General features: G+C 35.1%; 15 protein-coding genes. All 15 read left to right on the top strand.

The genetic code is table 11. The features are described 5' to 3' along the window. On the top strand, positions 1 to 987 hold a 987-nt coding region (locus tag CCAND38_RS07350), incomplete at its 5' end, for an FtsW/RodA/SpoVE family cell cycle protein (protein WP_042344611.1). A gap of 116 nt (positions 988 to 1103) precedes the next feature. Continuing rightward, positions 1104 to 1535, top strand: a complete 432-nt coding sequence (locus tag CCAND38_RS07355; protein ID WP_042344613.1) for a hypothetical protein — start codon at positions 1104 to 1106, stop codon at positions 1533 to 1535. Between the two features lie 12 nt (positions 1536 to 1547). Then, a complete protein-coding gene (locus CCAND38_RS07360) occupies positions 1548 to 2774 on the top strand; it encodes a hypothetical protein (protein WP_042344614.1) in 1227 nt (408 codons plus the stop codon). 322 nt (positions 2775 to 3096) lie between these two features. Then, complete coding sequence (locus CCAND38_RS07365; protein ID WP_042344616.1) at positions 3097 to 3921, top strand: RHS repeat protein; 825 nt, start codon at positions 3097 to 3099, stop codon at positions 3919 to 3921. Positions 3922 to 4079: 158 nt separating this feature from the next. Continuing rightward, the gene (locus CCAND38_RS07370; RefSeq protein ID WP_042344618.1) at positions 4080 to 4856 is read left to right on the top strand and encodes a hypothetical protein; all 777 of its coding nucleotides are present in this window, start codon (positions 4080 to 4082) and stop codon (positions 4854 to 4856) included. Positions 4857 to 4944: 88 nt separating this feature from the next. Then, the gene (locus CCAND38_RS07375; protein ID WP_156129783.1) at positions 4945 to 5895 is read left to right on the top strand and encodes a hypothetical protein; all 951 of its coding nucleotides are present in this window, start codon (positions 4945 to 4947) and stop codon (positions 5893 to 5895) included. A 75-nt stretch (positions 5896 to 5970) separates the two neighbouring features. Further along, on the top strand, positions 5971 to 6393 hold the full coding sequence (locus CCAND38_RS07380) for an SMI1/KNR4 family protein (protein ID WP_042344622.1): 423 nt from the start codon (positions 5971 to 5973) through the stop codon (positions 6391 to 6393). 85 nt (positions 6394 to 6478) lie between these two features. Beyond that, positions 6479 to 6937, top strand: coding sequence for a hypothetical protein (locus CCAND38_RS07385; protein WP_042344624.1), 459 nt, complete (start codon positions 6479 to 6481; stop codon positions 6935 to 6937). Between the two features lie 59 nt (positions 6938 to 6996). Further along, on the top strand, positions 6997 to 7464 hold the full coding sequence (locus CCAND38_RS07390) for a hypothetical protein (protein WP_042344625.1): 468 nt from the start codon (positions 6997 to 6999) through the stop codon (positions 7462 to 7464). 29 nt (positions 7465 to 7493) lie between these two features. Next, positions 7494 to 7796, top strand: coding sequence for a YwmA family protein (locus tag CCAND38_RS07395; protein WP_197066341.1), 303 nt, complete (start codon positions 7494 to 7496; stop codon positions 7794 to 7796). Continuing rightward, the gene (locus CCAND38_RS11980; protein ID WP_197066342.1) at positions 7781 to 7936 is read left to right on the top strand and encodes a hypothetical protein; all 156 of its coding nucleotides are present in this window, start codon (positions 7781 to 7783) and stop codon (positions 7934 to 7936) included. The genes CCAND38_RS07395 and CCAND38_RS11980 overlap by 16 nt, the downstream gene beginning before the upstream one ends. A gap of 186 nt (positions 7937 to 8122) precedes the next feature. Beyond that, positions 8123 to 8653, top strand: a complete 531-nt coding sequence (locus tag CCAND38_RS07405) for a hypothetical protein (RefSeq protein WP_231550012.1) — start codon at positions 8123 to 8125, stop codon at positions 8651 to 8653. Positions 8654 to 8694: 41 nt separating this feature from the next. After that, entirely contained in the window at positions 8695 to 9306 is a 612-nt protein-coding gene (locus tag CCAND38_RS07410) for a hypothetical protein (RefSeq protein ID WP_042344627.1), read from the top strand. A gap of 129 nt (positions 9307 to 9435) precedes the next feature. Continuing rightward, entirely contained in the window at positions 9436 to 10233 is a 798-nt protein-coding gene (locus CCAND38_RS07415) for a hypothetical protein (RefSeq protein ID WP_082023448.1), read from the top strand. A 52-nt stretch (positions 10234 to 10285) separates the two neighbouring features. Then, positions 10286 to 11089, top strand: coding sequence for a hypothetical protein (locus CCAND38_RS07420; protein ID WP_042344629.1), 804 nt, complete (start codon positions 10286 to 10288; stop codon positions 11087 to 11089). Positions 11090 to 11197: the final 108 nt, after the last annotated feature.

Raw genomic sequence — 11197 nt, forward strand, 5'->3', positions numbered from 1 at the left:
CCAGCCATATTTTTGGTTTTTGCGGCTGTGAAAGGAACAGTCATTGCGGGAGCTAATGCGAGTCGTTGGATTGAGGTTCCATTCGTGGGAGTATCGTTTCAGCCTTCAACCTTTGCTTTCGTTATGATTATGATTTATGTGGCTTCATATTTGGCAGAAAATTTCGAGAAAAAACCTACATTTTCAGATAGTTTTTGGCCCTTATGGATGCCTGTTGGTGTTACTATAATACTCATTGTTCCATCAAATCTTTCCACTTCGCTGTTGGTTGCTTTTTCTGTGATTATACTTACTTTCATCGGGAAACTTCCTATGCGAAATATTTTAAATTTTCTATCAATTTGTGCCGTAGGTGTTGTTATGTTTTACATAACAGCAAAAGCTTTTCCAGAACTGCTTCCGAGCCGAGCCTCCACATGGATCAGTCGTATTGACTCATTTACCGATAGCAATGAAAATAGTAGTGGAAGATTTCAAATTGAACGAGCCAAAATGGCAATTGCTAAAGGAGGTTTTTTAGGCGAAGGAGCAGGAAAGAGTACCATGAAAAACTTTTTACCACAGAGTTCATCCGATTTTATTTATGCAATCATTACGGAAGAATATGGCTCTTTCGGAGCTTTGATAGTGTTGTTGCTCTATATGTTACTACTATTCCGAATTATGGTGATTTCCATGAACGCACGGACGGTTTTTGGTCAGTTGTTAGTTTTGGGGATGGGATTACCCATTATTTTTCAGGCGTTTATTAATATGGGTGTTGCCGTTGAAATATTCCCTGTTACGGGGCAAAATCTTCCTCTTATCAGTAGCGGGGGTACTTCAATTTGGATGACTTGTCTTGCCTTAGGGTTAATTCTTTCCGTGAGTACATCAAAACGCAATAAGGAAGACAATCTTGAAAAAGATAAAAACATTGAAGATGTAGAAGAAGAATTAGCTGAGGGCATCATCAAAGGAATTCATAAAGGAAATGCTGAAAAGTAGTTTTTTTAGGATACAAATAAAAATTTTTTTCTCCATTTGTCTTCCAAACCTCTATGGATAGAGTAATGTTTTATTAAAAAATTACAAGATTAAATAACAAACAAAACCAATTGATAATGAAAAAAATAGCAAAAATCGTAACATTTTTACTCTCTTTACAAGGGTTTTCACAAACCATCATTTCGCAAACGTATTACGAAGGCACTATCGGAACGGACTTGAAAGTAGGGCTTTACCTCGCCATTAAAGAAACCGGATGTCCAAACACCTATGCCGAAGCCTATTACAAATACGAAAAATCCAACGAACGCATTTTGTTAGAGCCTTTTATGGACCACAAAGAAGAAAGATTTACTTTCGTAGAATTCGGAAATACAGGCATTTTGTTGCTCCATCGCAAAGGCGAAACCTTGGAAGGACTTTGGATAGCCCCTGACGGAAAAAAACAACTCCAAGTAACGCTTAAAGCCCTACCGCAATCTCAAAAAAGTTACGAGCGTATGGAAGAGCATTTGGAACAACTCAATTACGAAGCACACGATTGTTAATCAACTGAATTTATGAAAAATATATTATTTCTATTGCTGTTATTACTTTGTTCTTGCGATTTTTCTTCAAAGAAAAAACAAGAAAACAAAGAGGGCGTTTCAAATGATGAAATGTATGAAAATGAGGCATCTAACAATGATTCAATAACAGAGGTAACGTATATCAAATCATTTTTTAATGAAGATTTACCCCTTGAAATTCATCAAATAAGCGAAAAGGAATTTCATACCGCTCAATCCAAAGCTCCAAAAAGCGATTCAATCCCTAAAATTACAAACTTTGCTCAGGCAGAAAAACATTTGAAAGACATTGTAACATTTAGAAAAGATAGGGATTGGACACACTTTCCGCAGGAAATCCGTTTTCGTAACGGAACCAAGCTCGACACCATTTATGATTTGTTGAACGAAATTGGTTTTGCCGCTTATTTTCCTACCGAAGACATCTTGCTTTTCGAGGGAGGGCATAGCTCTGATGTAAGTTTTAATCTCTCCAATGGCAAACAAACTGAGGAGGTCGGCAACCCTGATTATGTAATAGCTTCACCCAATAATAAAGTTCGACTCAATGGTTTCTACGGAGGGCAAGAATGCGTATTTTATTTTATTCAGCACTACAAAGATGGTCAGTGGCAAAAAACCATTAACTTGGACCATATTTTTGAAAAAATTACGACCAAAATGCTTTGTAATCTCAGTGCTTTTTGGGCAGATGACACTACCTTGTATCTTGCACATCCCAATTATGATGAGCAAGGAACAATGGAATTTATCCATTACAAAATCATTCTAAAACCTACCGTTTCTGATGTAACGTGGTCTGATTTTCCGACCGTTTCTTTTCCTAAAAAAGAACAAACCAACGCCGATAATTACGATTTGTTACCCGCATTAAGTGCTAATCAAGCCCGATTATTACTTTCAGGATTGTTCCCTGATGCGGAAAATTTTAAACGCGTTTATAGCGTACCTTTCTCGGACGATTTTACTTCGGTAGCCGTGGCTTTTCAGCAGGGAGAACATGAATTTTCAACGATACTTTTTAATTTGGATAAAAATAATCAAATTATTGATTATCTTTTGATTGCTTATGATGAAATTGCCGAAAGTGCTGTATTTACGGAATCCGTTTTAAATAAAGATTCTATTGTTGTGAGAAAAGAATTTTACGAAAATGTGATAACTTTTACCTATGAAATCAGTCCGAAAGGGGAGTTTGTTTTGAAAAAAATAGAATAAATGATACGCAAAAAACGTATGATCATATGAAAGAGCATTAAAATAACTCAATTATGAAACATATAGCTAATCCTCTTTAAATTGTCGTTCTTTTCAAGAGTGAGTTTATGACCTTGGAGACGAAGCGTTAAAAAAATCAATGAATGGAGCGTGGAAAATATCCATTGTTTGAGCGAAGCGAGTTTGGAGATTTTCAGTGAAATTCATCTGATTTTTAGCGAAGTATCCAAAGTCTTGAATTTTTGGTTCTTTTGTTTCAAGACAAAAGAACAGAAAAAAAGACAAATTATATAGAGTTAGCTATACAATAAAACACCTCACAATGAAAAAAATAATCACATTCGCACTAATTTTCCTAAACGGAATGCTCTTGGCACAGCAATACAGACCGCTCTCCGAACAGAAAAACGGACTGATACTCTCAAAATTAGATTGGCAAAACGACCTACAATCCGAAAACCTCAAAGGAAAAATAAAATCAATCGAAACTTATTTTTACAACGAAGGTTCGCTTTCTCCGCAGGGTAAAGAATTTATGAAGCAGGAAAAACGATTTTTTGAATTGTTTCACTACAACCCACACGGAAACCTCACTGAACACCATCCCCCACACGATTCTATTCCCGTCGTTTGGAAGTATAACCCAAACCATCAGCCGATTGCGGTGAGCAGTCGTTGGGCAAATATTCAATATTTTTATGAAAACGGACTACTTGTGGGAGCTGTTTTAAAGACAGAAAATACCGTTACCGAAAGTAAAATTACCCTTAACGAAAAGGGAAACGTCATAAAACAAACGCTTTCCCGAAAAAAAATATCAGTAGGAGAGCATAATTTGGAATATGATGAAAACGGTTATCTTTCTAAATTTCAGGAAGTAAGTCCGCTCGGAATTTTGGATATTCTCTATACTAACGATTCACTCGGAAGGGTTTTAAAGGAAACGATACTTGAAAACGATGCTGTTGTAAAAACAAAAACGATGCAATACAACCCCAATGGCGATTTGATACAAGAAATAGACGGAGCATATACCAAAACATTTTCGTATGAGTATGATAATCAAGGTAATTGGATGCTTCGATATGAATACATCAACAACAAACGAACGGGCATCACCGAAAGAGTCATTACCTATTATGAATAACGCCTTTTTGGAAACCTTCAACGGAAGCGGTTACATTGTTAAACGGGAGCGTACCTGTTACTAAATAGGTGCGCTCCCGTTAATCAATAGATACGTATCGGTTAAGGCAATTGGGCGGAAGCATTAAAACAACATCAACTTTTTAATATAAAAAAACAATGAACAAAAAACTAAAAATTCAGCATTTACTGAAATTATTTGTCGCTTTGGCGATGTATTCTTGTAGTAACGGACAAACGCCAACTGCGTACCACATCGGAAAAATTCCTCAATTGGAACGATTTGAAACGCTGACTAAAAACGAAATCCGTTTGGATTCTTTGAAAGACAAGCACCAAAAAGAAGAACTACAAATGATGCTTGACGGCAAGGCCTTTATAGCGGAAGCACCCCAAGAGTTTGTTCAAAAAATGATTGAAAAACATAAAATTACCGCTCTCCGATATAAAGACAACCGCAGCAGATATTTTGTCAAAACTTTGGCAAAGGGCAAGGAGTATCCCTTTTTAAGCACGGAAGAGGAGCCTTTCACTACCGATTGTACGTGCGTGTTGGATAATGATACCATCAAAATACGAATGGGAATTTGGGTTTTCGGAGGTTTTCAGTTTAATATCAATCTGAGTAAGAACGATTTCCAAACCCTTTATTGGGAAGATACACACGAGCGAAACACTTATAAACAAACTCTTTCCGATACGCTAACGGACAATATCACTCTTGAAATGCAACAGCAAAAACTCATTTTGGCAAAAAGACCTACTTTTACCCTCGGAGAGGAATTGTTGGGGCATCTTACCTTCAAAACGAATGAATTTTATCAACAGACAGAAGAAATTGATGCGGAAAACAGCCAAGATATGCTAAAAGTCGCTAAGGCGGGAGAGCTTTATTTCCGTTGCCAAGTACGGCAAAAAACAGAGGACGACAAATAATGGTATTGTTGGGGCTTATCGGAATCAGTTACAAACAAATGGACGATGTGGTTGCAGGAAATTAGTAAAAAGTTAAAAAAATACAATGATGAATATTATAAAAGAAATAGAGATAAACAATTACCCTAAGGATAACACCCCCGTTATCAATGTGTTTGATAATGGTACGAGTTTTTTGTTGTTTGAAGAATTTCCTATGGATGAAGAGGAAAATTATTTTTCGGAAGAGGAAAGTGACAATTTTGAGCAGATTTTATCCGAACTTATTGGCGTTAAAGTTGCTCAAGAAGACAGAGGGTGTTTTGTTTTAATGACCAATGACCTGCAAAAAATACAACAGGTAAAAGATTATTTAGAGGGGAAAAAGGTTGTTAAGAACAAAGTACGGAAGAATATGAGAGCAAGAGAAATAAACACAATTATTCAAGAGCAAACCGAAGCGTTTTTTAAACAAGAAGGGTTTAAATATGTAAAAAAAGATATGGCGTATGTAAAAAAGACCGATGCTTATCGCATTGAATACGGTTTTACTTATCTTGAATATCACCCTGAATATATGTATGATATTGTACTTTTTGTACAGCTTACAGAAGTAGAAAAAATATTCGGTAAAATAGATGGATTTGGGATTTTAGGACATACCTTCGTTTTTCCATTATCTTATTTTTTAAATATAGAATATTGGATAAATAATAATCCTATATGGCGTATCAGAGCAGAAGAAGACATTCCAGCTTTTAGCGAGGCACTCATAGATGCTTATAAACAATATGTAAAAGATTTTATCCCCTTTATTACCCAATCCCAAAATATGCTCAATTTTTTATTAGAGCAGATAGCTACAGGGGCAAGGTATGCTAACAATGAAAATGTTTTTATAAGGGTTTTAATTTTAATGAAACTTTTAAATTATCCAATAGAAGAGATACAAAAAAGATTAGCAGAATTTAAGTCTAAATTGATTAAGTATGATGAAGATTTAAAAAAAATATATTATAAACAAATGGACAATGTGGTTGCGGGAAATTGGTATGAATGACAGTATTTTTAAAGACAACGCATACTCCCCATACGATATGGTGCATTGGCAAGGGTAAATTAAAATAAAAACATTATGGAATTTTCACAAACAGAACAAAAGCTCACCTTGGCGGATATGGATGATTTTGAAAGAAAAATCGGGCTAAAACTTCCGCAAGATTTTAAAGAACACTATCTAAAATTCAACGGAGGCTATCCTTCTTTTGAATATGTAAAAGGGCTGAGAAATATTTTTACGATAAATGGTTTTGATTCAATTAAATATGGAGCACTCCCCATAGAAAAACTGATAGACGACTTTCAAGAAAGTGGCGTGGATTTTAATAATAAAATTCCTTTTGCAAATGATAATGGCGATAATATCTTCTTAATTTCATTAGATGATTCAGATTATGGTAAGATTTATATCATTGAAGCTGAATTTTTGGAAAATAAAAATTATATTTTAGTTTCCGAATCTTTTACAGATTTTCTAAATTCTTTTTTTAATGAGTGATTTTTTTTGCATAATATCATCAAGAAAAAGTTTATAACTTTGACATCGCCGACAACATCGGTTCAAAAATAAATTAGCTATAAAAATGGAAAAATTCACCGTGAAAGAATTAGAAAATAAGTTTGAAAACTTTATTTTCAACATAGATGATTACTTGGAAAGTATTCAGAATAAAGCAAAATCGCAAGATTTAGACTTTGATTTGAGTATCAAAAGTGTAGATTTGATAGAAAAATATATCGTAAATAACGATATTACTATCGAAAACGATGATTATAACGATTTGTCGGCATATTTAGGAGAAGTTGTCAGAAAAAAAATTAAAAATGCACAATGGAAATGCAACTTAGACAAAGAAAATAATTCTATTTATTATGGTTTTCCTGTGATAGAAGGACACTCAACGGAAGGGATATTGCTGTCTCCTTTTCATCTGATAAAAGCATTTATTTTATGCAAGAAAGAAAGACTATTATTGGGAGCTATTGAAAACCAAATAAATCCTGAATTGATAGATTGGTCTGATTTCCCAACCGAAAAATAGATTAACCGAATACTTCACAGTTTATTATCTAAATATAAAATAGTCAGTCAGTTATAAAGATGAGACAAAGATTAAATAAAAAAATAGAGCAAGAAAAATTACAACAATTTATTTTTGAAATAGATGATATTCTTGAAAAGTTTATAGATGAATTAAATCAAGAGGGATATGATTTGGATTATACTCTTGAAAGCCTTTCTACTTTAGAGAAGTTTATTCTTAATAAAGACATAACCAACCAAGATGAGCATATAAACATCAGGACAAATTGTTGGATATATTTGGGAGAGACTTTTAGGCATATTGCCCAAAAAGGAATTTGGGAAGTAAGTATGAATGATGATAACACAATGAACTATGGCTTATATGTAATTGCACATTACAATGAAGAAGAAACGGAGTTTGTTCCTATAAGGTATATCAAAGCGTTTATAATCAAAAAAGAACAAGGTTTTTTAAATTCTGTTATTAAAAATCATATCAATCCTGATGTTATTGATTTAGACAATTTCCCAACCGAAAAATAGCTTAACCCAATATGTAAAAAGGAAATATTATGAGCTATACACAAGATAATTTCCAAGATTGGATTTTTTATATTGATGATAAAATGGACGATTTTACCCAAAATTTCGCCCAACAACATCATCTTACATTGGATTATAGTATCCAATCTTTGGATGATTTGGAACAATGGATATTTACCAACTTTGAGAATAATACGCTGTTGATAGAAAATGCAAAGCTATTAGATTTATTAACGATATATATCGGAGAAACATTTAGAAAACATATCGGCGGAAAATGGGTTATGGATACCGAAAATAAAAAAACGCTTACTATATGTTGCCTGTTTTAACAGATAAAAAATATAAAGTAGAAAAATATGTTGCTCCTTCAACATTTGCTACCGCTTGTATTTCCAGAAAAAAAGGAAATTATATCAGCACGATTTTAAAAAATAATATGGCAGATATGGGAATTACAATTGAGGAGTGATTTTTTAATGAGTAAATATTTTTTTAGAACAATGAAACCAAGTCAATATCAAATTAATTTATTTAAAAAATTGTCCCCAATACTTGGGACGCAGCCAAAAGTAGAGCTTTATGGTGACGAAACAGGGAATTTTTCTATAAGGATACTCTCTTGTCCTGACCCTGTCGATAAAAAAGTACTATTTTTGTGCTCTTCTTTGGCTGGCTGGGCTTGGTGATTCTGTTCGGTAAAATGGGCTTGGAGCTGTCTGCCGAACGCGTATTATTGGGCGTTATCGCTCTGATGATTGGCGTGGGGTGGGCTTGGCTGAGCCTAAAAGGAAGAATGCCCTTCCAAGAGGGCGAAACTCTGTCCAGTCCGCCGCCCCCTGCAAGAAATCTTATAGAAAAACTGATGCGAGGGCTGTTTTTGCTGGTCGGAATCGTGGTTTATGTGGCTGTGGCAATGATGCCCGATGCGATGGCATCTTCTTTTTTGCGTATCTTTTCTTTTGAACGCGTAGGCGATACGCTGGGAATGTTGGCTTTATTGGGAATGCTTTTGGTGGCTGGCGTGTTTTATCTGATTGCCGCCATAAAAAACAAACTCCTGCCCCATAAAAAATCCCTAGAAGAAAGCCCTTATGCCCATTGGTATCTAATGGCTATGTTCAACTGGGTGATGTTTTTCGTGATTATTGCCCTTGCGATGCTTGGGATTGAGATAACTATGAAATAGCGACATCAACAATTTTTAAACCATAAAAAAACGAAACAACAATGAACACACCCCCTAACACACCGACCCCAAACAAACGCAAGGGAATCTTGCAGTTGCTTTTAGCAATGCTAGCTATGTTTGTGTTTTTTTTCACTTGGCTGGGCTTGGTGATTCTGTTCGCCAAAATGGACTTGGAGCTGTCTGCCGAACGCCTGTTTTTGGGCGTTATCGCTTTGGCAATTGGCGGAGCGTGGGTTTGGCTGAGCCTAAAAGGAAGAATGCCCCTCCAAGAGGGCGAAACCTTGCTCAGTCCGCCGCCCCCTGCAAGAAATCCCATAGAAAAACTAATGCGAGGGCTGTTTTTTCTGGTCGGAATCGCGGTTTATGTGGCTGTGGCAATGCTACCCGATGCAATAGTGTCTTCTTTTTTGCGTATCTTTTCTTTTGGACGCGTAGGCGATACACTGGGAATGTTGGCTTTATTGGGAATGCTTTTGGTGGCTGGCGTGGTTTATCGGATTTCTGCCATAAAAAACAAACTTTCGCCCCATAAAAAATCCGAAGAATACAACCCTTATGCTCATTGGTATGTAACGACTATGCTCAACTGGGTGCTATTTTTCGTGGTCATTGTCCTTGGAATGTATATGATTGAGAGATTGGTGAAATAGCGATAAAATAGCCGTATCGGTCATTTTAATTCAAAAATTCATACCTTTACCCAAAAATTAGGCTAAAAAACGCTAAAAAAGCCCCAATTAAAACCATTAATACGAATGTAATTACAAATAGATAAAAATATGAGAATCATTAAAAGTTTAATCCCATTATTTATAGTTGCCCTTATGATGTATAGTTGCTCATCTCCCAAGCTCGGAAAAGACCGTTTGGATTTGGAAAAATTCGACTTGAATTTCGATGTTGATGCTTTTTATGCCGATGAAATTAAGAAAGGCAAAGAAAATATGAAAGAATTGGAGAAACTCGAGCAAAAAAGAGAAAAGGAAGGGTTTTCTGAAAAGGTAAGAAAAGAATTGGTCAAAAAGGCTTGGAAACTTCTCAATTTTAAGAGTATTCGAAAAGATACGATTTTTAACGCCCAATTTTACGAGGACGAACGAAGTCCGATAGCGTATCGATATGATATGTGGGGCTGGAATTCTGCTGACAGTTTGGCGAATTATCATAAGATGCACTTTCATAAAATAAATATGGCAACAAGCCTTGAAGGTGATTTTATGGCGTTAGTCGCCCAAAGCCAAGGCGAAGGTACGGAAGATTTTGAAGCCTTACTCCGTTATTTGGAGCAAAAACACGGTAAGGTAACGGTAAAAGAAAAAAACTTCTTCCGAAATTTTCCTATTTATTATTGGGAGTTGGATGACCGCCTATTGGCAATGATTTCTAAACAACAAAAACAGGCAAATCTAATACTGAAATTAAGTAAAGAAGCTACTGAAAACAATCCAACGACAGATACCATTAGATTTAATACAACCCATTTGTTTATACTCAATAACCAATACAAACACGATAGTATCATTAGTAATTTTCGCTCTGGCGATTGGATAGATTTTAATGCAGTTCTCAAAAAGTGATTTTCTGTATTTTAATAATGTAATTGTTTGATTTTTAAATATTTATAAAAGTATGAAAGCCATTAAAAGTTTAATCCCATTATTTACAGTTGCCCTTATGTTGCATAGTTGTTCGTCTCCCAAGCTCGGAAAAAATCGATTGGATTTGGAAAAATTCGATCTAAATTTTGATGTAGCCGCTTTTTATACCGATGAAATCGAAAAAGCTCAAAAAAATATGAAAGAATCCGATAAAATTTTGGAAAAAAGAAACAAAGAAAATCTTTCCGAAAAGGAAAGAGAAAAATTGACTGAGAAAATTTGGGAACTTTTGCGTTTTCACGTCATTCAAATAGACACCGTTTTTAAAGGTGAATTTACGAAAGAAAAAACTCCGATGGCGTATCGATACGATATGCGAAGTTGGAGTACTCGTGATAGTTTAGCCTATTTTCAGAAAATGCACTTTTGCAAAATCAATATGGCAACGAATCTTAAAGGCGATTTTATGGCGTTGGTTACTGAAAGCGAAAGCAAAGGTACCGACGATTTTAAAGCCTTACTTGATTATTTAGAACAAAAACACGGTAAACCAATGGTAAAAGAAAACAGTTTTTACAACGGTTCATTTACCTATCATTGGGAGCTGGACGACCGTCTGTTGGCAATTTTCTCTCGTTACGATAACAAAGAAAGCACCCTAAAATTGGGCATCGAAGTTACCGAAGATGGCGTAAAAGCAGACACTACCAAACAGCCTACCCACGTAACGCGTTTGTTTATACTCAAAAATCAATACAAGCAAGATAGTATTTTAAGGCGTTTTACTCGTGGCGATTGGATTTCTTTTAACGACATACTTAGCGATGACAGATAAATTTTCTGGAGATACGTTTGTTAAACATAAAAATATTACTTTTGCATTTTAATCAGATTATTAACCATTTAATAAAATTCCCTTTCTTTTGAAGAGGGTTGCGGAGAG

The organism is Capnocytophaga canis, assembly GCF_000827555.1.
Taxonomy (GTDB): Bacteria; Bacteroidota; Bacteroidia; order Flavobacteriales; family Flavobacteriaceae; genus Capnocytophaga; species Capnocytophaga canis.

Coding starts and splice junctions, on each gene's coding strand:
- CCAND38_RS07365 (WP_042344616.1), top strand. CDS start 3,097: ATGAAAAAAATAATCACATTCGCACTAATTTTCCTAAACGGAATGCTC.
- CCAND38_RS07370 (WP_042344618.1), top strand. CDS start 4,080: ATGAACAAAAAACTAAAAATTCAGCATTTACTGAAATTATTTGTCGCT.
- CCAND38_RS07410 (WP_042344627.1), top strand. CDS start 8,695: ATGAACACACCCCCTAACACACCGACCCCAAACAAACGCAAGGGAATC.
- CCAND38_RS07355 (WP_042344613.1), top strand. CDS start 1,104: ATGAAAAAAATAGCAAAAATCGTAACATTTTTACTCTCTTTACAAGGG.
- CCAND38_RS11980 (WP_197066342.1), top strand. CDS start 7,781: ATGTTGCCTGTTTTAACAGATAAAAAATATAAAGTAGAAAAATATGTT.
- CCAND38_RS07380 (WP_042344622.1), top strand. CDS start 5,971: ATGGAATTTTCACAAACAGAACAAAAGCTCACCTTGGCGGATATGGAT.
- CCAND38_RS07415 (WP_082023448.1), top strand. CDS start 9,436: ATGAGAATCATTAAAAGTTTAATCCCATTATTTATAGTTGCCCTTATG.
- CCAND38_RS07395 (WP_197066341.1), top strand. CDS start 7,494: ATGAGCTATACACAAGATAATTTCCAAGATTGGATTTTTTATATTGAT.
- CCAND38_RS07385 (WP_042344624.1), top strand. CDS start 6,479: ATGGAAAAATTCACCGTGAAAGAATTAGAAAATAAGTTTGAAAACTTT.
- CCAND38_RS07375 (WP_156129783.1), top strand. CDS start 4,945: ATGAATATTATAAAAGAAATAGAGATAAACAATTACCCTAAGGATAAC.
- CCAND38_RS07390 (WP_042344625.1), top strand. CDS start 6,997: ATGAGACAAAGATTAAATAAAAAAATAGAGCAAGAAAAATTACAACAA.
- CCAND38_RS07420 (WP_042344629.1), top strand. CDS start 10,286: ATGAAAGCCATTAAAAGTTTAATCCCATTATTTACAGTTGCCCTTATG.
- CCAND38_RS07360 (WP_042344614.1), top strand. CDS start 1,548: ATGAAAAATATATTATTTCTATTGCTGTTATTACTTTGTTCTTGCGAT.